The 21,906-nt window shown below is 68.9% G+C and carries 13 protein-coding genes; 6 read left to right on the top strand and 7 right to left on the bottom strand.

The window, feature by feature from the left end; translation table 11 throughout:
* Positions 1-113: 113 nt before the first annotated feature.
* On the bottom strand, positions 114-1,178 hold the full coding sequence (locus tag CDO81_RS19950) for a cell division protein ZipA C-terminal FtsZ-binding domain-containing protein (RefSeq protein ID WP_088484979.1): 1,065 nt from the start codon (positions 1,176-1,178) through the stop codon (positions 114-116).
* Between the two features lie 49 nt (positions 1,179-1,227).
* Positions 1,228-4,740, bottom strand: coding sequence for a chromosome segregation protein SMC (gene smc, locus CDO81_RS19945; protein WP_088484978.1), 3,513 nt, complete (start codon positions 4,738-4,740; stop codon positions 1,228-1,230).
* A 161-nt stretch (positions 4,741-4,901) separates the two neighbouring features.
* Between smc and queF the strand changes: the two genes are divergently transcribed.
* Both queF and CDO81_RS19935 read left to right on the top strand, forming a co-directional pair.
* The gene (gene queF / locus CDO81_RS19940) at positions 4,902-5,342 is read left to right on the top strand and encodes a preQ(1) synthase (protein WP_088485043.1); all 441 of its coding nucleotides are present in this window, start codon (positions 4,902-4,904) and stop codon (positions 5,340-5,342) included.
* Between the two features lie 22 nt (positions 5,343-5,364).
* Positions 5,365-5,691, top strand: coding sequence for a YkgJ family cysteine cluster protein (locus tag CDO81_RS19935; RefSeq protein WP_088484977.1), 327 nt, complete (start codon positions 5,365-5,367; stop codon positions 5,689-5,691).
* Here the strand turns inward: CDO81_RS19935 and CDO81_RS19930 are convergent.
* Positions 5,688-6,902, bottom strand: a complete 1,215-nt coding sequence (locus CDO81_RS19930; RefSeq protein ID WP_088484976.1) for a tetratricopeptide repeat protein — start codon at positions 6,900-6,902, stop codon at positions 5,688-5,690. The genes CDO81_RS19935 and CDO81_RS19930 overlap by 4 nt on opposite strands.
* A 257-nt stretch (positions 6,903-7,159) precedes the next feature.
* On the opposite strand from CDO81_RS19930, the gene CDO81_RS19925 reads away from it, so the two are divergent.
* Positions 7,160-10,750, top strand: coding sequence for an alpha-1,6-glucosidase domain-containing protein (locus tag CDO81_RS19925; protein ID WP_088484975.1), 3,591 nt, complete (start codon positions 7,160-7,162; stop codon positions 10,748-10,750).
* Positions 10,751-10,761: 11 nt separating this feature from the next.
* Positions 10,762-11,331, top strand: a complete 570-nt coding sequence (locus CDO81_RS19920; RefSeq protein WP_158218355.1) for a PEP-CTERM sorting domain-containing protein — start codon at positions 10,762-10,764, stop codon at positions 11,329-11,331.
* A gap of 12 nt (positions 11,332-11,343) precedes the next feature.
* Here CDO81_RS19920 and CDO81_RS19915 read toward each other — a convergent pair whose 3' ends face one another.
* Positions 11,344-11,688, bottom strand: coding sequence for a PilZ domain-containing protein (locus CDO81_RS19915; protein ID WP_088484973.1), 345 nt, complete (start codon positions 11,686-11,688; stop codon positions 11,344-11,346).
* 157 nt (positions 11,689-11,845) lie between these two features.
* On the bottom strand, positions 11,846-14,548 hold the full coding sequence (locus CDO81_RS19910) for an alpha-1,6-glucosidase domain-containing protein (RefSeq protein WP_088484972.1): 2,703 nt from the start codon (positions 14,546-14,548) through the stop codon (positions 11,846-11,848).
* Positions 14,549-14,665: 117 nt separating this feature from the next.
* Here CDO81_RS19910 and CDO81_RS19905 point away from each other — a divergent pair, with 117 nt between their 5' ends.
* Both CDO81_RS19905 and CDO81_RS19900 read left to right on the top strand, forming a co-directional pair.
* On the top strand, positions 14,666-16,300 hold the full coding sequence (locus CDO81_RS19905; protein ID WP_088484971.1) for an alpha-amylase family glycosyl hydrolase: 1,635 nt from the start codon (positions 14,666-14,668) through the stop codon (positions 16,298-16,300).
* Complete coding sequence (locus CDO81_RS19900; protein WP_088484970.1) at positions 16,297-18,126, top strand: glycoside hydrolase family 13 protein; 1,830 nt, start codon at positions 16,297-16,299, stop codon at positions 18,124-18,126. The genes CDO81_RS19905 and CDO81_RS19900 overlap by 4 nt, the downstream gene beginning before the upstream one ends.
* 74 nt (positions 18,127-18,200) lie before the next feature.
* Here the strand turns inward: CDO81_RS19900 and malQ are convergent, their stop codons facing one another.
* Both malQ and glgX read right to left on the bottom strand, forming a co-directional pair.
* Positions 18,201-19,712 (bottom strand): 4-alpha-glucanotransferase, encoded by a 1,512-nt coding sequence (gene malQ, locus CDO81_RS19895; RefSeq protein ID WP_088484969.1) that lies wholly within the window; start codon positions 19,710-19,712, stop codon positions 18,201-18,203.
* On the bottom strand, positions 19,709-21,790 hold the full coding sequence (gene glgX, locus CDO81_RS19890) for a glycogen debranching protein GlgX (RefSeq protein ID WP_088484968.1): 2,082 nt from the start codon (positions 21,788-21,790) through the stop codon (positions 19,709-19,711). Before glgX ends, malQ begins: the two co-directional genes overlap by 4 nt.
* Positions 21,791-21,906: the final 116 nt, after the last annotated feature.

Here is a 21,906-nt window from a genome sequence, read left to right as displayed (position 1 = left end):
TCGGGCGAGCCAAGCCTTGGGACGCCTTCAATGTAGGGGCATGACTGCCCCCACCGCGCCGCCGCCCGAGGCACCGGAGGGCCTTTGCGCGGCCTATGTCACGGCCGCGGGGCTCAGCTGAAGAGTCGGCGCGCGGCCGGCGAGCCCGCCGCCAGGTCGCGCTCGGCGAGCGCTTCGTAGAGCTTTTTCAGCTCGACGTCGATGGCGGCGAAAGCATGCAGGCCCAGCACCTGGCCGCGGTCATCGCACACCTCGGCTTCCAGGTCGCGGGCAAGAGCGCGAGCGGCCTCCTGCCAGGCGGCGAAGGGCTCGGCCTCGGCCGGTGTCTGGGGCACGTCCAGCGCCAACGTCAGCTCCCGCAGGGACAGCGCCTCGGGATCTTCGGCCAGCGCCGCCTGTGCGTCGAATTGCAGCGTCAGCACGGGGGGCGCGCCGGCTTCGTCGGAAGGCATCACCAGCCGCCCCGGCAAGGCACCAGCCACGAAGCCGTGGCGGGCGGCCGCCTGCTGCACGAAGCCAGGCGTCCAGGCGGCGGCCTTGGCGCGCAGCAGCAGCGCGAGCTGCGCATCGTGGCTGGCCGCGAATTGATCCAGCTCCCGCGCCCGGGCCACCACGTCGAGCATGTCCGGGAACTGCACAAACCCGCCAATGCCATCCGCAAAGGCCTGGATCTTCTGCACGAACTCGGAGTATTCGATCTCGTTGAGCGCGCCGCTGCGGTTGGCCATCTTCAGGCCCGCCTGGAACTCGCTGTAGCGCTGGCCTGGTGCAGGCAGCTCCCAGTCGCCGGACGCGGTGTTCATGCCTTCGATCTGCAAAGGTTTGGTGCCGGCGCGCCGGCTGCCCGGCTGGTGCTGGAGCGCCAGCTCACCCGACACCGGCGACTCGATGGTGATGGTGGCGATCGCGTCGATGAGGGCATCGATACGTGCCGAGGGGCGGCGCACCGGGCGCGCCACCGCCGGCAGCGTCACCTCCAGGGGGTCGACCTCAGGCGCAGGCTCGCCGGGCACTTCAGGCTCGCCGGCGGGCGCGAGCCCGAAGTGCGGCTCCTCTTGCGGCGGGGGCGCAGCGCGCTTGGGACCGGCCTTGCGCGCGGCCCAGGCGCCGTGGGCGACCACACCGGCCAGCACCAGGCCGCCAGCAATCGCGAGAAGTTGGGTCAGGGTCGTGCTCATGCGGCCTCCGGCCAGGTGAGCGCAACGAGAGGAGCAAACGGGAAGGTCATCATGCCTCCGCCATGGCCAGGGCCTTGTCCATGTCGACGGCAACGATGCGGGAGACGCCTTGCTCCTGCATGGTCACGCCGATCAATTGTTCGGCCATTTCCATCGCGATCTTGTTGTGCGAGATGAAGAGGAATTGCGTGCCGCTGCTCATCTTGGTGACGAGCCGGGCGTAACGCTCGGTGTTGGCGTCATCCAGCGGCGCATCCACCTCGTCGAGCAGGCAGAACGGCGCCGGGTTGAGCTGGAAGATGGCAAAGACCAGCGCGATCGCCGTCAGTGCCTTCTCGCCACCCGACAGCAGGTGGATGGTGCTGTTCTTCTTGCCGGGCGGCTGGGCCATGACCTGCACACCCGCATCGAGGATCTCGTCACCGGTCATCACCAGCCGGGCCTGCCCGCCGCCGAAGAGTTCGGGGAACATGCGCCCGAAGTGGTCGTTGACCTGGTTGAAGGTCGAGCCCAGCAGGTCGCGGGTTTCGAGGTCGATCTTGTGGATCGCGTCTTCCAGCGTCTTGATGGCCGCGTTCAGGTCGGTGCACTGCGAGTCGAGGAAGGTCTTGCGCTCGCGGGCGGCCGTGAGTTCGTCCAGGGCCGCCAGATTCACGGCGCCGAGCGCGGCGATCTCACGGTTGATGCGATCGATCTCGCCCTGCAGGCCATAGAGCTTGACGCCGCCCTCCTCGATGGACCTGGCCAGCGCTTCGAGGTCGACTTCTGCGGCCTCCAGCTGCTCGCGGTACTGCGCACCACCGAGCTGCGCGGCCTGCTCTTCGAGCTGCAGCTTGGTGATGGCCTCGCGCAGGGGCTCCAGGCTGCGCTCGAAGCCCATGCGCTGCTCGTCGGCCTTGCGCAGGCGCAGCGACAGGTCGTCATAGTTGGAGCGCACGGCGGCCAGGGCCTGCTCGCGCTCCAGCTTCACGGCCAGCGCGTCCTGCAAGCCCGCCTGCGCGGCCGCGTCGTTGAAGCCGTCAAGTTCGGTTTGCAGGCTGGCGGCGGACGCGGCCACGGTGGCGATCTGGCTGTCGGCCGTCTCGATGCCGCGCTGCAGTTCGCCGCGGCGGGCCGCCAGGGTCTGCGTGGCAAAGCGCGCCTCTTGCGCGCGCCGCTCCAGCGTGCGCAACTGCTCGCGCGCGTCTGCGAGCTTGCGCTCGGCGGCGATGACGCCGTCGTCCAGTTCGGCATGGCGCTGCTGGGCGTCGCCCAGTTGCACGTCCAGTTCCTCGAAGCGGGCCTCGCCCTCGGCGCGGCGCTCCTGCAAGGCTTCCTGCTGGGCGGCGATCTCGGCCAGTTCGGCGTCCAGCGCGCTGCGGCGCTGCTGGCTGGCCTCGGCTTGCTGCGTCAGGCGCAGCAGCTCGACCTGCAGTTGGTGGGCACGGGTCTGCGCCTCGCTGGCTTCGCGGCGCAGCGCCGACAGGCGGCCGTTGGCATCGTTGAACTGATGCTCGATGCGAGTGAGCGCCACGCGCGCCTCGTCGGCGATCAGGTTCTGCGCGCGCTGGGCCGTGGTGAGTTGCTCGATCTCCTGCGCCCGGGCCAGCAGGCCGGCCTGCTCCGAATCGGGTGCATAGAAGGTGACCGAGAACTGGCCCACCGCGTGCCCCTGCGGCGTGAGGATGAGCTCGCCATGGGTCAGGCGGCCACGGGCTGCCAGCGCCTCGTCCAGGTTGGGCGCGGTGTAGACGCCTTCCAGCCAGTCGTTGAGCAGCGCCACCAGGCCGGCGTCGTCCAGCTTGAGCAGGGACGTCAGCTTGGGCAGGGTCTCGTGCGTGTTGGCAATCGCTGCGGCCGGGGTCGAGTAGAACGCCAAGCGGGCCGGCGGCGCGTCCTGCTCGAAGGCACGCACGGTGTCCAGGCGGCCGACGCTGAGCGCCCCCATGCGCTCGCGCAGCGCCGCCTCCAGCGCGTTCTCCCAGCCTTGCGCGATGTGCAGGCGCGTCCACAGGCCCTGCAGCCCGTCCAGGCCGTGCCTGGCCAGCCAAGGCTTGAGCTTGCCTTCGGTCTGCACCTTTTCCTGCAGCGCCTTCAAGGCTTCGAGCCGGGCCGTCAGCTCCGACTGCTTGGCCAGCTGGGCGTTCGCATCCTGCTGCGCGGTGCGACGCTGCTCCTCCAGTTGCGGCAGTTGCTCGGCCAGCTCCTGCAGCCGGGCATCGGCGAGGTCACGGGCTTCGTCGGCTGCAGTGCTGCGCTCGCGCAGGCCTTGCAAGGCGTCATGGTCGGGCGCGCCGAGTGCGCGCGATTCAGCCGTCAGGCGATCTTCACGCTGACGCAGCGCCCTCGCCTGCTCGTCCACGCTGCGGCTCTCGGCGGCCAGCACCTGGATCTGCTGCTGCACCTGGGCCACCAGGCTGCGTTGCTCGTTCGCGCGCGCCTGGGCAGCACGCAGGGCGTCCTCGGCGACGGGCAGCTGCGCCTGCTGCTCCTCGGCCTGAGCAGCCAGAATCTCGCTCTGCTCATCGGCCCCGGCAATCTGCTCGGCAATGCCTTCGAGCTCGGCCTTGGCCTGCTCAATGCGCTCGCGCCACTGCACATCCTGGGCATGCAACTCGGCCAGCCGCTGCTGGGCCCGGTTGCGACTTTCGACGACGAAGCGGATGCGCTCTTCGAGCCGACTCACTTCGAGCTGGGCCTCGGCATAGCGCCCCTGCGAGGCGTGCAGTTCATCGCCGGCGGCGTAGTGCTGCTGGCGGATCTCTTCCAGCTCGGCCTCCACGGCGCGCAGCTCGGCGGTGCGCGACTCCAGCGCGTTCAGCGCTTCGGCGTGCGCCGCCTTGACCCGCGTGGCCTCGTTGCCGGCATCGCGCAGCTTGAGCCACCAGAGCTGGTGCAGCTTGAGCGTGCCGGCATCCTGCAACTGGCGGTAGCTGGCGGCCACCTCGGCCTGACGTTCCAGCTTCTCGAGGTTGCTGTTGAGCTCGCGCAGGATGTCGTCCACCCGCGTGAGGTTCTCCCGGGTGTCCTTGAGCCGGTTCTCGGTCTCGCGTCGGCGTTCCTTGTACTTGGAGACCCCCGCGGCTTCTTCGAGGAAGAGGCGCAGTTCCTCGGGCTTGCTCTCGATGATGCGCGAGATGGTGCCCTGGCCGATGATGGCGTAGGCCCGGGGCCCCAGGCCCGTGCCGAGGAACACGTCCTGCACATCGCGCCGACGCACCGGCTGGTTGTTGATGAAGTAGGAGCTGGTGCCGTCGCGCGTCAGCACGCGCTTGACGGCAATCTCGGTGAACTGGTTCCAGGGCCCGCCAGCGCGCGCACTGCTGTTGTCGAACACGAGCTCCACGCTGGAGCGCCCCGCCGGCTTGCGGTTGCCTGAGCCGTTGAAGATGACGTCCTGCATGGACTCGCCACGCAGCTCGCTGGCCTTGCTCTCGCCCAGCACCCAGCGCACCGCATCCATGATGTTGGACTTGCCGCAGCCGTTGGGTCCCACCACGCCCACCAATTGCCCGGGCAACTGGAAGGTGGTGGGTTCAGCGAAGGATTTGAAGCCGGCCAGCTTGATCGAGTTCAGCCGCATGAAGCTTGGACGTAAGCCCTTGATTTGGCTAAAGAAAAGCGCCTTTGAGGGGCGCTTCGACGGGGGCGGATGATAGCATTCGCACCCTCTCAGAAAGCCCCAGAGTCATGGCCACGAAGAAGTCCCCCGCCTCCGCCACCAAGAAGAACAGCAAGCCCAAGATGCGCGAGGTGCCGAAGAACCCGCCGTCCAAGCCCAGCAAGGACATCCTGGTCTTCCCGAACCCGAACCCCGAGCGCGACTACGTCATCCAGTTCCAGGTGCCCGAGTTCACCTGCCACTGCCCGCTGACCGGCCAGCCCGACTTCGCCCACTTCACGATCGACATGATCGCGGACGAGCTCTGCGTGGAGCTCAAGAGCCTGAAGATGTATTTCTGGAGCTACCGCAACGAGGGCGCGTTCCACGAGAAGGTCACCAACAAGATCCTGGACGACATCGTCGCCGTGACCGACCCGCGCTTCATCCGCATCACGGCCAAGTGGTACGTGCGCGGCGGCATCTACACCAATGTGGTGGCCGAGCACCGCAAGCCGGGCTGGACGCCCGCCCCGCGCGTGGACCTGCCGGGCCACGGCTTCGAGTCGGGCATGCTGGGCTGATGGCCGCTTCGCCGGCAGCGCGATGAGTGCCAATCCCTGCCTCAGCTGCGGCGCCTGCTGCGCGAGCTTCCGGGTCGACTTCGACTGCAGCGAGCTCGAAAGCCAGGGCGGCCGCGTGCCCGATGGCCTCGCGGTGGAACTCACCGGCCGCCTGGTGCGCATGCGCGGTACCGACCACGCCCAACCGCGCTGCGCCGCCTTCAGCGGCCAGGTGGGCGTGAAGGCCAGCTGCGGCATCCACGAATGGCGGCCCTCGCCCTGCCGCGAGTTCGGCGAGCGCGCGCCCATGGGCATCGGCGATGACGCCTGCGCCCGTGCGCGGGCCCGCCACGGCCTGGCGCCGATCTAGGAACCTGCCGCGCCTCGCAACGGCGTGCGCTGCCGCTGCTGCTCCCGCATCTCGTTGAGCCAGGCCAGCTTGGCGCCGTAGAGCTCGCGGTCCTTCACGGTGGCGCTGTTCTCCAGCGCCTTGGCGATCTCGCCCCGCGCCGCCGACACGTCCCCCAGGCCGTAGTTGGCCAGGCCCAGCCAGAAGTGGAACTCGGGCACATAGGCTGCCCGCGCCACCTCCTTGCGGAAGAGCTGGCGCGCCTGGGCGTAATCGCCGGCGCGCATGGCCGCCACCCCCTCGTCGAAGTACTTGTACGGCGCCACCGGCTGGATCTGCGCGAGCTGGTTGGCATAGCGCTGCGCTTCGTCGCGCCGGCCGGTGTCGCTGAGCACCAGGATCAGGTTGGACATGGCCTGCGTGTTCAGCGGCTCGCGCTCCAGCACCAGCCGCAAGGTGGCCTCGGCGCGGTCCAGCAGGCCCTTGCGGCGGTACAGCACCGCCAGCGTGTTGTACGCCGCCAGCCAGCGGCCATCGGTGCGGATGGCCTCGCGCGCCCACCAGTAGGCGTCGTCCACGCGACCCACGGTCAGCGCCTCGGCGGCCTTGTTGTTGAGGAACATGGCCAGCACGGTCGATTCCTCGATCGGGCGGCTGCGGTTGCCGCGCAACTGGTCCGGCGGCAGGAAATCGATGGTCAGCAACTCAGGGTCGCCGAACACCGCGCGCGACTGCAGCGACAGCGGCCGCGCCAGACTGACGTTGACGTGGCCGGCAATGAAGAAGATGCCGTTCATGCGCGACCAGCTCTCCTCCAGGTAGACGCTGTTGAAGCGCACGGGCAGGCCGAGGTGGCGGGCAAAAGCGGCCGTCATCAACACCAGCGACATGCAGTTGCCACGCTTGGCCGCGAAGGCCTCGGCCGCCGTGCGCGTCGTTTCGGCGTCGTAGTCGAGCTGCAGGCGGCCGCGGGTGTAGAGCGCGTCGATCAGGCCATCGCGCTGGCCCTTGAGCCGAATCTCGCTGGCCATCTCGGTCTCGGCGAAACGCTGCATCGCCGGGCTCATCGCGAGCGCCTCCTGCGCATCGATGACGACGCTCGGCGGGCGGAAGGCCGCGTCCAGGAAGACGTCGGCCTGCGGCGGCGCCTTGGGCTCCACCGCACACCCTGAAAGGCCGAGAGCCAGCCCGGCCACCACGAGTGCACACATCGAGGCGCGAATGTTCTTCATGGCGTGTCTCCTCGCTTGAGCTTAGTCCTCGGTTCGCACCGTGTCTTGAGTCATCGCACGCGCATGACGGGGTGCGGCATGCTCGCTGGCATCACCCAAGATGGAAGCAAAACTACATACACGCAACCAAGTTCAGCCTCAACCGATCACTTTCGCCAGACTCTGCGACATATGACACACCCAGAACTGGGGATTCCACCAACTGTTCCGTGTAGTTTTACTTCACTAGCATCGCGAAAACTCAAAGGAGACAAGCCATGCACGCATGGGCAGATGGAGTCGCGCGGCAGGCGCGACGCGCGCTGGGGGTCCTGACCCTCGGCTTGTGTGGCTGGCTCGCCGGCTGCGGCGGCGGCACCCAAGCCCCCGACGCGCCCCCGCTGCGCAGCGCCAATGCCGCGGCGGCACAACCCGAGGGCGTGGAACTGCTCGCGGGCGTGCCTGACGCCGCACAGGTGCCTCGTGCCCGGATCGCCGCCGTGGCCACACCCGCTGCGCCCGCCACCTCCCTGCGTGTGCACTACCGCCGCACCGACGGCAATTACGCCGGCTGGCAGATCCACACCTGGAATGCGGCTCAAAGCCCGAACTGGAACGCCGGCTGGAACGCCGCCGGCAGCGACGACTTCGGTGCCTACTACGACGTGCCACTCGCCGCGGGCAGCGGCAACGTGGGCTTCCTCTTCCACGCCGGCGACACCAAGGACAACAACGGCGCAGACCAAAGCTATACCCTGCAGGCCGGCGCCAACGAAATCTGGCGCGTGCAGGGCGACAGCACCAACTACACCACCAACCCGCTGCTGCTGCCGGTGCCCGACATCAAGACGGTGCGCGTGCACTACAAGCGCTTCGACGGCAACTACAGCGCCTGGGGCCTGCACCTGTGGGGTAGCAGCGGGCTGGACACAAGCCGCCTGGCGGGCGTCAGCATCGACATCTGGAACCAGCCCGTGGCCTTCAGCGCCATGCCGGGCTACGCCGCTGGCGACGGCGAGGTGGTGTTCGACATCCCGGTCCTCAACCCGCAGGGCGACGTGAACCGCAAAGGGCTGGAGTTCATCATCCACGGCATGCCGCCCAACGAAAACGACAAGGACGGCCGCGACAACAACATCCGCGTCGAGTACAGCGCACTGACCGTGCAGGGCCAGGTGGGCCACATCTGGCTGGTGGAGCGCGATGCCACGGTCTACACCGCGACACCCGACCTGCGCCAGGTCTCCAGCACCGATGCACGCGCGGTATGGCTGAACAAGAGCCTCGTCAAGTGGCCGCGCATGGCCACGAGCAACCCGGTGCGGCTGTACTACTCGGCCGCCGGCCAGATCAGCGTGGCGCTCGACGCCCCGGTGCAGGGCGCGGATGGCTACGTGACGCTCGATCCCTTCAGCGGCACCGTGCCGGCGGCCGATGCGCTGCGATTCAAGTACGTCGCCAGTGGCGCCGTCTTCAGCGTGCGCGCGGCGGACATCGCCCGCCTGCCGGCCCTGCACCAACAGCAACTCGTGCTCGTGCAGGAAGATGCGAACGGCAAGGTGCAGAACGCCACCACCGCACAGGTGGCTGGCGCACTGGACGATCTCTACGCCGCCGCCAACGACGTGCCCGACCTCGGTGCCGTGGTACGCAACGGCAGCACCAGCTTCAAGGTCTGGGCGCCCACCGCGCAGGCCGTGTCCGCGGTGCTGACCACGCCGCTCGGCAACAGCGGCCTGACCCGCACCAGCACCGAGCCCATGACCCGTGACGCCACCACCGGCGTGTGGAGCCTGGTCAAGCAGGGCAACCTGCAGGGCACGCAGTACCGCTACCAGGTGCAAGTCTTCGTGAAGGGCGTGGGCCTGGTGAAGAACCTCGTCACCGACCCCTACTCCCTCGGCCTGACGCTGGGCAGCCAGCAGAGCGTGGTCGTGGACCTGCAGTCGCCGCAGACCAAGCCGGCCGGCTGGGACCTGGGCGCCGCGCCCGCCACCGTGGCGGCGCCGTCGGACCTGAGCATCTATGAGCTGCATGTCCGCGACTTCTCCATCAACGATGCGACCGTGCCGGCCGCCAAGCGCGGCAAGTACCTGGCCTTCACCGAGACGGGCTCCAACGGCATGCGGCACCTTGCCGCCCTCGCCGCCGCCGGCCTGACGGACGTGCACCTGCTGCCGGTGTTCGACATCGCCAGCGTCAACGAGAAGAGCTGCACCACGCCCAGCCCAAGCGGCGCACCCGACAGCGAATCCCAGCAGGCCACGGTCGCGGCCACCGCCGGCACCGATTGCTTCAACTGGGGCTATGACCCACTGCAGTTCACAACGCCCGAGGGCAGCTACGCCAGCAACCCGGCCGACCCGCTGAACCGCATCGTGGAGTTCCGCCGGATGGTGCAGTCGCTGAACGGCGCCGGCCTGCGCGTGGGCATGGACGTGGTCTACAACCACACCACCTCGTCGGGCCAGAACGCCAACTCGGTGCTGGACCGCGTCGTGCCCGGCTACTACTACCGGCTCAATGCCGGAGGCGGCATCGAGCGCTCGACCTGCTGCGAGAACACCGCGGCCGAGAACCTGATGATGGCCAAGCTGATGATCGACTCGGCCGTCACCTGGGTACGCGACTACCGCATCAGCTCGCTGCGCTTTGACATCATGGGCCACCACCCGCGCTCGGTCATCGAAGCGCTCAAGGCGCGCGTCGAGGCGGCAGCCGGCCGCAAGGTTCAGATCGTGGGCGAGGGCTGGAACTTCGGCGAGGTCGCCAATGGCGCCCGCTTCGTGCAGGCCGAGATGCTGTCGCTCAACGGCTCGGGCATCGGCAGCTTCAATCCCATCATCCGCGACGCGGTGCGGGGCGGCGGCTGCTGCGACTCCGGCAATGCCGTGGTCGCGAACCAGGGCTATGTGAACGGCTTCTTCTACGACCCCAACAGCAACGCCAGCGGCCAGAGCCGCGGCGAGCTGATGTGGCAGGCCGACCGCATCAAGGCCTCCATGGCAGGCTCCATCCGCAGCTTCCAGATGCAGACCAGCTGGGACGCCAACCTGCGGCTGGAACAGATCGACGTGGGTGGCATTCCGGCCGGCTGGGTGCTGGAGCCGGGCGAGGTCGTGAACTACGTGGAGAACCACGACAACCTCACCCTGTTCGACAACAACGCCTTCCGCCTGCCCACGGGCACCTCGAAGGAGGACCGTGCCCGCGTGCAGATCCTGGCTGCGGCCATCAATGCCTTCAGCCAGGGCGTGGCCTACTTCCATGCGGGCGTGGACACCCTGCGCAGCAAGAGCCTGGACCGCAACAGCTACGACAGTGGCGACTGGTTCAACCGGCTGGACTGGAGCTACCAGGACAACAACTTCGGCGTCGGCCTGCCGCCTGCGCGCGACAACGGCGACAACTGGGCCTTCGCCCGCCCGCTGCTGGCCAACCCGCTGATCAAGCCGGCCCCCGCCGACATCGCCTGGACACGCGACGCCTTCCGCGACCTGCTCAAGATCCGCAAGAGCACCACGCTGCTGCGCCTGCGCACCGCGGCGGACATCAAGCAGCGCCTGAGCTTCCTGAACACCGGCTCGGGCCAGGAACCCACGGTGCTGGTCGGCCGCCTGGACGGCACGGGCTACGCCGGTGCCAACTTCGAGGAACTGGTCTACCTGATCAACGTCGACAAGAACCCCAAGCAGCTCACGCTGCCCAGCCTCGCCGGCCACGCGCTGCAACTGCATCCGGTGCACACCGCCACCGGCGCGGCCGATGCACGTGCGCGCCAGGCGAGCTTTGACGCCGCCACGGGCCGCTTCAACCTGCCGGCACGCACCGCCGTCGTCTTCGTCGCCTCGCCGGCCTCCGCGCCATGAAAGCCAACACCATGACAACCTGGTCCCGCCTCGCTCCTTTTGCCGCCGCCGCCACACTTGCCCTTGCCGGGCTGGGCGCCCACGCCACACCGGTGGTGGTGGACGTCGCCGGCGCCCAGAGCCGCAACCTGCTTGGCGAGACGGGCAACACCGTCTGGCTGATCGACATCGGCGCCCGTGCGGCCGTGAACGCGCTCGACTGGGACGTGCTGCTCGAAGCCTTCTCGCCCAGCCTGCTGTCGGAGCTGCAGGTCAGCTTTGGCAGCTCCTCCGGCCTGGACCAGCTGACGCTGCAGCCCGGCTTCGGCGACGACGCCAGTGGCAGCGGCCGCTACAGCGGCACGCTCGACCTGACCGGCTTCGGCATCGCTGCCGGCGACGACGGCCTGCTGCGCATCGAGTTCAGCGAGCTCTACAAAGACCTGTCCACCACCGTGGCGGACGGCCAGTGGCTCGGCGGCACGCTGACCTTCGACGTCAGCACCAGCGCCGTGCCGGAGCCGGGCTCCGCGGCGCTGGCCCTGCTGGGCCTGCTGGGCCTCGGGGCGGCCGCGGTGCACCGCCGCCGCCAGACCCGCTGAGGCGCAGGCCGCTCAGGGCTGGACGTAGCGCAGCACCGCCGCTGCGGCGTCCGGCCGGATCTCGATGAAGGCCAGGCCGATCTTGAAGCCCTGCTCGCTGGCCGAGTAGACGCTGTGCACGACCCTGGCCCGCGCCTCGATCGGCACATAGCCCATCGGCTTGATGGGCAACTGGAAGCGGATGACCATCACCGTGCCGGGTCTTGGATTGGCTTGAGCCACGATCCCCATGCCACCGGACGCGAGGTCCAGCGTGCGGACCTCGAAGGCCTGCGTCTGGCCCAGCAGGAGGGTCGCTCGGGTTCGCAGGCCCTTGCGTTCAGCAGTTCGTCGTTCCGCTTCTTCTGACGCCGACATCAGGTTCCGGTCCCAAGCAGTGGAGGAGGAACCCGCCCGGCGTCCGGTCCGGTTCACTCACAGAGAAGGGTCGCACCGCCGTCGTTCAAGCGCCAGGGCAGCCAGCGTCGGCGTGCTGGGCCCATGCTACGGGAAGCACCCCGCGCTGCGCTCACCCTCAATCGAGAACAAATACCGCCGCCGTGCGCGCAGGGACCTCGAACCGGCCCGCCACGAAGCGGGCTTCGCGCCGCACGCGCGCATCCACCCCCTGACGCTGCACCGGATGCAGCACCCAACGAGCACCCGCCTCGGTCGGCAACTCAAGCGCCTGGGCGCTTGGGGCGACATTGATCAACGCCATCACCGCCTTCGGCCCCGGCAGTCCGCGCCCATCCAGGCGCAGCGCGACCAGCGTGGGGTTCTGCCCCGGCCCGCTGCCCGGGAAGCTCAGGCGCTCGCGGATCTGCGCTGCACTCGGCAAGCGCAGCAGCGGCGTCGACGCCCGGATGCGCAGCAGGTCGCGGAACACATCGCGCGACCAGGCGATCTCGGCCGGACCTGGGGCGATGGACGCATCAGCCAGCCGTTCACGGGCCAGCGCCCAGTCGCGCCCCTCGACGCCGAAGTTGTCCTGGCGCGGCGGCAGCCCCGTGCCGAAATGGTTGCTGCGGTAGGTCCAGTCCAGGCGGTTGAACCAGTCGCCGCTGTCATAGCTGTTGCGGTCCAGGCTCTTGCTGCGCAGGATGTCCTGCCCGGCATGGAAGTAGGCCACGCCCTGACTGAAGGCCACCAGCGCCGCACCGAGCATCTGCACCCGGGCACGGTCCTCCCGCGAGGTCTCGCGAGGCAGTTTCAGCGTGTTGATGTCAAACAGCGTCTGGTTGTCGTGGTTCTCGACGTAATTCACCACCTCGCCCGGCTCGCTGGCAAAGCCCGCAGGCTGGTCACCGTAGGCGATGGCATCGAGACGGCGCGTCTCGCCCCGCCAGGTGGTCAGCTCGACGCTGCGAAGCGAGCCGGCCAGGCCGACGCGAATGAGGTCAGCCGCCTGCAGCAGGTCTTCGTCCGGTCGCCCGCTGCCCAGCGCGTTCGGCGCATACACCAGTCCGTTGAGCCAGCCCTGGTTGCGCACGCTGGCATCGCCGCCCTCGCCGGCGCCACCGCCCCGGGCCGCGTCGCGGGCGCGGTCGCTGAAGGCGCCGATGCCGCTGCCGTTCAGGCTGAGCTGCGAGGCCTGCACGAAGCGCGCGCCGTTGGCGACTTCACCGAAGTTCCAGCCCTCGCCCAGCAACTGCACGGCGCGGCCGGCCTCCGCATTCACACGGCGCTGCAGCCGTTCCATGGCCTCGCGAGGCTGGTGGCCCATCAGGTCGAAGCGCATCGAATCGATGCGGTACTCGCGCACCCACAGCGCCGCCGAATCGATCATCAGCTTGGCCATCATGCGGTGCTCAGTGGCGGTGTTGTCACAGCAGGTCGAGCGCTCGATGCGCCCCTGCGCGTCCAGCCGGTGGTAGTAGCCCGGCACCAGGCGATCCAGCACCGACTTGGGATGCTGCCCGGCGGCCGCCATGTGGTTGTAGACCATGTCCATGCCCACGCGCAGGCCAGCCCGATGCAGGGCCATGACCATCTGGCGGAACTCCCTGATGCGGCGCAGCGCATCGTCCGCGTCAGTCGCGTAGCTGCCCTCCGGCGTGTTGAAGTGCCAGGGGTCGTAGCCCCAGTTGAAGCAGTCCTCGGCCGCCACGGCCATGACGGCCGCCTGCTGGGCTTCGCTGTCGGGCGCCGCAGCGGGCACCACCGGTGTCTTGCAGCCGCGCTCGGGCACGCTGGCCAGGTCAAAGACCGGCAGCAGGTGAACGTCGGTCACGCCCGCGCGGGCCAGCGCCTGCAGGTGGCGCATGCCGTTGGAGCGGCGCTCGGTGAAAGCCAGGTATTTGCCGCGCCAGGCCGGCCGCACGGTCTCGTCGCTGATGGAGAAGTCGCGCACATGCAACTCGTAGATGACCTGGTCGGTGGCGGTCTTCACCCTGGCGGGTGCGGGCAGGCGGTCCCAGCCCGCTGGCTTGAGCCGCGGCGAGGCCAGATCGGCCACGACGCTCAGCCGCGAGTCGGCCGTCAGGGCGACCGAGTAGGGGTCGGTCACCAGGTTGCGCACGCGCCCCTGCGTTGGCGTGACCACGTCGACAAGGAAGCGGTAGGCCTGGCCGGTGAGATCACCTGCGACGCGTGCGCGCCAGACGCCGGTGGCCGCGTCGAAAGCCATCGGCTCCACGGCCGTGGCCGGGCCGCCGGTGCGGGCATGGCGGCACAGCATCACCCGCTGCGCCGTCGGCGCCCAGACCGCAAAGCGAGTGCCCGATGGCGAGGGGTGGGCGCCGAGATCGGTCACTTGTTCGGCCGCGGCGTAGAGGTCGTCCAACGCGGCGGGCATTTGAACGCCGGTCGTCGCCTTCACTTCCCCGGCAGCCGTCTCATGCACCAGCAGCAACTGCGACTTCAGCAGCCCCTTCACATCGGCACCTGGCGGCAGCACGAAACGCGGACCAGCGCCGATGAAGCGCAGACGTTGAGGCAAGGGCACGTCGGCCGGCGCGAGGTCCAGGACCCCGTCCGCCCCCGTGATCGCACGACCGCCGACTTGCAACCCGGCTGACGCCGCATGGAACAGCCGCACCCGTTCTCCCGCCTGCAGTTGCAGCCCCGGCCACTGCAGCGCGTGACCATTGAGCCAGTACGCAGCGGCAGGCCCCGGCTGCGCACCCGCCGCTGGCGTTGCGGGCTCGCGATTGCAGTCGTCAAGGTCGCTGGCATGGGCCCCACTCACCGAGAGCAACAGGGCCAGCAGCAGGGGCATCACGGCGTGCGGGGTCATGCAAGGTCTCCAGTTTTGCAAAGCATCGTAGCAAAACTACATATACAACCTTCCCCGCATGACATGACCATCTCAGATGGCTATGCTCGCCACGCTCCAGCAAAGTAGTTCGATTACATGAACCGTTCACTCCTGGCCGTGGCCAGCGCCCTCGCCCTGATGGCCCCCCCCGCGCTCGCAGACCCGACGCCCCTCATCGACACCCGCCCCGTGCCCGCCGAGCCGCGCGCCAGCACCCTGCCCGCCCATTGGCAACACGGCGTGTTCATGGAGATCTTCGTGCGCGCCTACCAGGACACCGACGGGGACGGTATCGGCGATCTGCGCGGCCTGACCCGGCGGCTCGACTATCTCCAGCGCCTGGGCGTGAGCGGCCTGTGGCTGATGCCCATCACCGCGAGCGCCGACCGCGACCATGGCTACGCCACGACGGACTTCCGCCGCATCGAGCCCCAATACGGCACGCTGGCCGACTTCGACGAACTGGTGCGCGAGGCGCACAAACGCGGCATCGGCATCGTGATGGACTACGTCATCAACCATGCCGCCTGGTCCTTCCCGCCCTTCCAGGCGGCCGTGGCCGACCGCAACAGCCCCTGGCGCAGCTGGTTCGTCTGGAACCCCGACCCCGGCCCTGGCTGGGATATCTGGGGCAAGGTGCCTTGGTACGACGCTGCCACCCGGCCCTGGACCTGGACCGGCTCGCTGAAGGACCTGCCGCCATTCAAGCCGGGGGCGCCCGACGTCTACTTCGGCACCTTCGGCCCGCACATGCCCGACTTCAACATGCGCAACCCGGCCGTGGTGCAGTACCACGAAGACTCGCTGCGCTTCTGGCTGAACCGCGGCCTGGACGGCTACCGGCTCGACGCCGTGCCCCATCTCATCGAGAACAACGCCAAGGACTGGAACGACCAGCCCGAGAGCCGCGCGCTGACCAAGCATTTCCAGGACCTGATCAAGAGCTACCCGGGCCGCTACGTGGTGTGCGAGGCCACCGCCGAGCCGATCGCCTACGGCGACCCCGCGCTCTGTGGCGGCGCCTTCGCCTTCAACCTCAACTACGAGATGATGAAGGCCGCCAAAGGCGAGGCGGGCGCGGTGCAGAAGGTGGCGGACTACTACCGCAGCATGTCACCCACCATGGCCACCTTCCTGCACAACCACGACATCTTCACCGGCCACCGCGTGTGGGACCAGCTCCATGGCGATGAAGCCCGCTATCGGCTCGCCGCCGCCAGCTATCTGCTCTTGCCGGGCACGCCCTTCGTCTACTACGGCGAGGAGATCGGCCTGGCCGGCATCGACGGCAAAGCCGCCGATGACGACGCGCCCCTGCGGGCCCCGATGAGTTGGACGCCGAGCAATCACGGCCCGGGCGGCTTCACCACGAGTGACACACCCTACCGCGCCCTGTCACTGAACCGCAGCCGGCATAACGCCGAAAGCCAGCAGCGCGACCCGGGCTCCCTCTTCAACTTCTACCGCGAGCTGATCGCCCTGCGCCGCGCACAGCCGGCGTTGACGCTCGGCCGCTACGAGGTCGACCGCGTCGAGGGCCTGGTGTGGAGCTTCCAGCGCGTGCACGGGCGCGAGCGGGTGTTCGTCGCCATCAACTACGGCGACACCGCGGCGAGCGTGGCGCTGCCCGCGCGTGCGCAGGCGCTGCACCCGCGCTCCAGCGCCCCGGCGCAGGGTCAGGTGACGCTGCCGCCGCTGTCTCTGCGCGTCTACCGACTGGACCCGTCATGAAGGCCCTGATCACCCTTGCCACCGCCCTGCTGATGACCCTGCCCACGATGGCCACCGAGCCCTTCACCCACGTCGAGCCGCCGAACTGGTGGGTCGGCATGCGCGACACCCGCCTGCAGCTGATGTTGCACGCCCCCGGCATCGCCGACAGCGAGCCCGTCCTCGCGCCCTACCCCGGCGTGACGCTCAAGGGCAGCCACCGCGCGAGCAGCGCCAACTACCGCTTCATCGACCTCGACATCGCCCCCAACGCCGCCCCCGGCGAGATCACGCTGACGCTGGGCGGGCGCACGCTGCGCTACCCGCTCAAGGCACGTGCCCCCGGCTCGGCCAAGCGCCAGGGCTTCGGACCGAAGGATGCCATCTACCTCCTCGTGCCCGACCGTTTCGCCCAGGGCGGCAGCGGCCAGCCCGGCGGCATGAAGGAAGGCCTGAAACGCAGCGCGCCGGGCGGTCGGCATGGCGGCGACCTGGCGGGCATGCGCCAGCACCTGGACTACATCGCCGGCCTGGGCTTCACGCAGGTCTGGCCCACGCCGCTGGTCGAGAACAACAGCGCCACCTACAGCTACCACGGCTATGCGGCCACCGACTTCTACAAGGTCGACCCACGCTTCGGCAGCAACGACGACTTCCGCGCCTTTGTCGCGGAGGCACGCACCCAAGGCCTGGGTGTCATCCAGGACATCGTGCTCAACCACATCGGCAGCGGCCATTGGTGGATGGCCGATCTGCCGGCGCCGGATTGGCTGAACGCCTGGCCCCAGTACACCGAGACGCATCACGCCCGCATGACGCTGCAGGACCCGTACGCCGCCCCCAGCGACCGCAAGCGATTCACCGACGGCTGGTTCGTGCCGGGCATGCCCGACCTGAACCAGCGCCGCCCCGAGCTGGCGACCTATCTCACGCAGATGACGCTCTGGTGGATCGAGAGCGCGGGCTTGTCGGGTCTACGCACCGACACCTGGTCCTACTCCGACCGCGACTTCCTGAGTGCGTGGTCGGCGCGCATCATGCAGGAGTACCCGCGGCTGAACATCGTCGGCGAGGAGTGGAGTCCGCATCCGGCGGTCGTGGCTTACTGGCAGCGCGGCAAGAAGAACCACGACGGCTATGTGTCACACGCGCCCAGCATGATGGACTTCCCGCTGCAGGCCAACCTGCTGGCCGCCCTGCTCGAAGAGGACGGGCCGCACACCGGCCTGACCAAGCTCTACGAGGGCCTGGCCCACGACTTCGTCTACCCCGACCCGGCCAACCTCGTGCTGTTCGACGGCAACCACGACACGCCCCGCCTGTACTCGGTGCTGAAGCAGGACGTGGGTCTGACCCAGATCGCGCTGGCCTACCTGGCCACCACGCGCCGCATCCCACAGTTCTTCTACGGCACCGAACTGCTGATGCAGAGCCCGACCGAGCGCGACGATGGCGCCGTGCGTGCCGACATGCCGGGCGGCTGGCCCGGCGACACGGTCAACGCCTTCACCAGCGCCGGGCTCAGCCCGGCGCAGCGCGACATGCAGGCCTGGGTGCGACGCCTGTTCAACTGGCGCAAGGGCAGCACGGTCATCCACAAAGGCCAGTTGATGCAATACGCGCCGCTTCAGGGCGTCTATGTGTTCTTCCGCTTCGATGCCGAACGCACCGTGATGGTGGTGCTCAACAAGAACGCGCAGCCGGCCGTGCTGGCGCTGGACCGATTCCAGGAGCGGATTCGCGGCGGCGAGCAGGCCCGCGATGTGTTGGGCGGCAAGGTCATCACGCTGGGCGACCGCCTCACTGCGCCCGCGCGCAGCCCGCTGATCCTGGAGTGGGCCCGCTGAACCCGCCAAGCCGCCGCAAGAACGACAAAGGCCCCGACAGGGGCCTTTGTCTTGTGGGCTGACGCGCGCGCCGGTCAGCAGGGCAGCTTCAGCAACTCAAACGGGCCGCGGCCCGAAGCGGCCGTGATGAGGCCCAGCACGCGCGCCGGCTCGCTGCCCACCCAGTCCCACTGGAAGCGCCAACCCCAGTTGCCGCCGAGCACGCCGGGCACGTTCATGCGGTGGGCGCTGTCGAAGCCCAGCACGTCCTGCAGCGGATAGACGGCCATGTTGGCCACCGAGTTGGCGCAGGCGCGGATCATGGCCCAGTGGATGTCGTGCTCGCCGCAGGCCAGGTAAGACCCCACGAAGGCGCGCTCGCGCGGCGAGGCCTGGTTCCACCAGCCACGCACCGTGTCGTTGTCATGCGTGCCGGTGTAGGCCACGGCAGCGCGGGGCCACATATGCGGCAGGAACTCGTGGTCACCCTCGGCACCGAAGGCGAACTGCAGGATCTTCATGCCGGGAAAGCCGCAGCCGTCGCGCAGTTCGTGCACGTCATCGGTGATGAAGCCCAGGTCTTCCGCCACGATGGGCAGCTCGCCGAGCGCGGCCTTGATGGCCTCGAACAGGGCCATGCCCGGGCCGACCTTCCATTCGCCGCGCTTGGCGTCAGGGCTGTCGCCGGGAATCTCGTAGTAGCCGGCAAAGCCGCGGAAATGATCGATGCGGAAGACGTCGGCCTGGCTCAGCGCGCGCTTCACGCGGGCCGTCCACCAGGCATAGTTCTCCGCGGCCATGCGGTCCCAGCGGTACAGCGGGTTGCCCCAGCGCTGGCCCAACGGCCCGAGGTCATCCGGCGGCACGCCGGCGACCACCGTGGTCTGGAAGTCGTCGTCGAGGTAGTACAGGTCAGGGCGCGACCAGCAGTCGGCGCTGTCGTGGGCCACGAAGATGGGCAGGTCGCCCATGATGTGCACGCCGCGCGCATTGGCATAGGCCTTGAGGGCCCCGATCTGTTCGTCAAATTGCCACTGCACGAACTGCCAGAAGGCGATCTCGTCGGCGTACTGCTTGCGCGCGGTGGCCAAGGCCTTCGGGTCGCGGCGCTTGAGGCCGTCTTCCCAGGTCCACCAGGGCTGGCCGTTCAGCGGCGAGCGGATGGCCATGAAGAGGGTGTAGTCGTCCAGCCAGCTCTGCTGGGCCAGACACCAGGCGGCAAAGGCCCGGCGGTCGGCATCGGTGGCGCGCTCGAAGAAGCCGGCGGCCGCCGCGCGCAGTTGCTGCTCGCGCCAGGGGGTGACGCGGCCGTAGTCCACATGCCGCGCGTCGAAGTCAGGCACCGCGGGCGCCGCCAGCCAGCCCTTGGCGACCAGCGGCTCCAGCGCCACCATCCACTGGCTGCCCGCAAAGGCCGACACGCCCTGGTAGGGGCTGTCGCCGGGGCCAATGGGCGTGGTGGGCAGCAACTGCCAGATGCTCTGCCCAGCCGACTGCAGCCAGTCGACGAAGCGGTAGGCATCGGGGCCGAAATCGCCCATGCCATGCGGGCCGGGCAGCGAGGTGATGTGCAGCAGCACACCGGAGGCGCGTTGGTTCAGGTTCATGTCGAGACGTGTCGAAGCACGAGGAGGGAGCGAGCCGGCACATTGAGCGGCTGGCCGGCGAGGAGGGTGTGGTGGGCCGACTCGCCACTGCTGTCCAGCACGAGCTGCCAGGGCCCGTTGCACAACAGGAAGGGCAGCGGCGCGGCATCGGGGTTGAACACGATCATCAGGCGCGGCGCCGTGGCGCCAGCCTCGCGCAGTTGGGCGCCAAAGGCCCGCTGGCCGGCATCGTGCCAGTCGTTGGGCGTCATCTCGTGGCCGCTCGGGGCATACCAGGCAATGCTGGCCTCGGCGGCGCCGGTGGCGAACCAGCGCGGGTGGCGCAACAGCGGCTCGGCGGCGCGCAGCGCGAGCAACTCGCCCACGAGTTCAGTCAGTCGGCCATCGGCCCGGTCCCAGTTCAGCCAGGTGGTGGGGTTGTCCTGGCAATAGGCGTTGTTGTTGCCGCCCTGGCTGTTGCCGATCTCATCACCCGCGCACAGCATGGGCATGCCTTGGGCCAGCAGCAAGGTGGCCAGCATGGCACGGCGCACGCGCTCGCGGGTGGCGTTGATCTGCGCATCGTCGGTCGGGCCCTCGGCGCCGAAGTTGGCGCAGAGCTCGCCATCGCGCCCGTCGCGGTTGTCTTCGCCGTTGGCCTGGTTGTGCTTGGTGGCGTAGCTGGTCAGGTCCGCCAGCGTGAAGCCGTCATGCACCGCGATGAAGTTGACCGAGGCCGTGGGCAGGCGTTGGCCGTGGTGGAAGACATCGCTGGACGCCAGGAAGCGACGCGCCAGCTCGCCTCGGCCGACGCCCTGCCCCACGCCGAGCCAGTAGCCGCGCACCGCGTCGCGGAACTTGTCATTCCACTCCAGGAAGCGCCCCGGGAAGCGGCCGACCTGGTAGCCGTCATAGGCCGCGTCCCACGGCTCGGCGATGAGATGAACGCCCGCCAGCACCGGGTCCTGGCGCAGTGCGGTGAAGAAGGCGGCGTTGGGGTCGAAACCATGCGAGCCGCGGCCCAGCACCGGCGCCAGGTCGAAGCGGAAACCGTCCACGCCCATGTCGGCCACCCAGTAGCGCAGCGAGTCGAGCACGAACTGCGTCACGCGCGGATGCGACGCATGCAGCGTGTTGCCGCAGCCGGTCAGGTTCTCGTAGCGGCTCCAGTCGCCGCCGACGAGCCGGTAGTAGGTCTTGTTGTCCAGACCGCGGAAGGACAGCGTCGGGCCGAACTCATTGCCCTCGGGCGTGTGGTTGTAGACCACGTCCAGCACGACCTCCAGCCCGGCGTCATGCAGAGCCCGCACCATGGCACGGAACTCCTCGGTGACCGCGGTGGGGTCATGGCGATGAGCCGCCTGCGCCCAGCGCGGGTCGGGGCAGAAAAAGCCGAGGGTGTTGTAGCCCCAGTAGTTGCGCAGGCCGCGCTCGGCGAGGTGGGGCTCATCGATGCAGTACTGCACCGGCAGCAGCGAGAGCGTGGTGACGCCCAGCCGCTTGAAATGAGCGATGGCGGCCGGATGCGCCACGCCCGCATAAGTGCCGCGCAGCGCCTCGGGCACGCCGGGCATCAGCTTGGAGAAGCCCTTCACGTGCATCTCGTACAGCACCACGTCGGCCGGTGCGCGGCGCGGGCGCGAGGCCGCCTGCGGCGCCGGCGCCGGCGCCACCCGGGCCTTCAGCGCCTGCGTGCCGTTGTCGCGGGTGTCCAGCGAACGAGGGCCGTCGGGATGCCCCAACTCGTAGCCGTGATGCTCAGCGCGCCAGCCGAAGTGGCCGACGATCTCCCGCGCATAAGGGTCCAACAGCAACTTGTTCGGATTGAAGCGATGGCCCTGCTCCGGCGCATAGGGGCCATGGGCGCGCAGGCCGTACACCAGCCCCGGCCCGACGCCGGGCAGGAAGCCGTGCCAGACGCCGTCATGCGGCCCGTCCAGCGGGTAGCGGCGCAACTCACGCTGGCCTTCGGCGTCGAACACGCACAGCTCGACGCGGGTCGCATTCTCGCTGAACACGGCAAAGTTGACGCCCCCATCTCGCGCAAGCGCGCCGAGCGGTTCGTGCCAGCCGGGTTGGAGGTCGGGAAGGTGGGCCATCTCAGGGACTGCAGAGGCTGCGCCGCAAAGGCACGAACTTGCCACAGAGGCACAGAGACACAGAGAGGCTGGTGTTCTCTCTGTGCCTCTGTGCCACTGTGGCTGTCTTCATCGGC

It is taken from the genome of Roseateles puraquae (assembly GCF_002205845.1).
GTDB classification, from domain to species: domain Bacteria; phylum Pseudomonadota; class Gammaproteobacteria; order Burkholderiales; family Burkholderiaceae_C; genus Pelomonas; species Pelomonas puraquae.
Note: the sequence above shows the minus strand (reverse complement) of the source record. Positions and strands in the feature narration are given on the sequence as shown.

Bases quoted from the DNA above. Each gene is read 5' to 3' on its own strand.
- CDO81_RS19950 (WP_088484979.1), bottom strand. From the start codon at position 1,178: ATGAGCACGACCCTGACCCAACTTCTCGCGATTGCTGGCGGCCTGGTG.
- smc (WP_088484978.1), bottom strand. From the start codon at position 4,740: ATGCGGCTGAACTCGATCAAGCTGGCCGGCTTCAAATCCTTCGCTGAA.
- queF (WP_088485043.1), top strand. From the start codon at position 4,902: ATGCGCGAGGTGCCGAAGAACCCGCCGTCCAAGCCCAGCAAGGACATC.
- CDO81_RS19935 (WP_088484977.1), top strand. From the start codon at position 5,365: ATGAGTGCCAATCCCTGCCTCAGCTGCGGCGCCTGCTGCGCGAGCTTC.
- CDO81_RS19930 (WP_088484976.1), bottom strand. From the start codon at position 6,902: ATGAAGAACATTCGCGCCTCGATGTGTGCACTCGTGGTGGCCGGGCTG.
- CDO81_RS19925 (WP_088484975.1), top strand. From the start codon at position 7,160: ATGCACGCATGGGCAGATGGAGTCGCGCGGCAGGCGCGACGCGCGCTG.
- CDO81_RS19920 (WP_158218355.1), top strand. From the start codon at position 10,762: ATGACAACCTGGTCCCGCCTCGCTCCTTTTGCCGCCGCCGCCACACTT.
- CDO81_RS19915 (WP_088484973.1), bottom strand. From the start codon at position 11,688: ATGTCGGCGTCAGAAGAAGCGGAACGACGAACTGCTGAACGCAAGGGC.
- CDO81_RS19910 (WP_088484972.1), bottom strand. From the start codon at position 14,548: ATGACCCCGCACGCCGTGATGCCCCTGCTGCTGGCCCTGTTGCTCTCG.
- CDO81_RS19905 (WP_088484971.1), top strand. From the start codon at position 14,666: ATGAACCGTTCACTCCTGGCCGTGGCCAGCGCCCTCGCCCTGATGGCC.
- CDO81_RS19900 (WP_088484970.1), top strand. From the start codon at position 16,297: ATGAAGGCCCTGATCACCCTTGCCACCGCCCTGCTGATGACCCTGCCC.
- malQ (WP_088484969.1), bottom strand. From the start codon at position 19,712: ATGAACCTGAACCAACGCGCCTCCGGTGTGCTGCTGCACATCACCTCG.
- glgX (WP_088484968.1), bottom strand. From the start codon at position 21,790: ATGGCCCACCTTCCCGACCTCCAACCCGGCTGGCACGAACCGCTCGGC.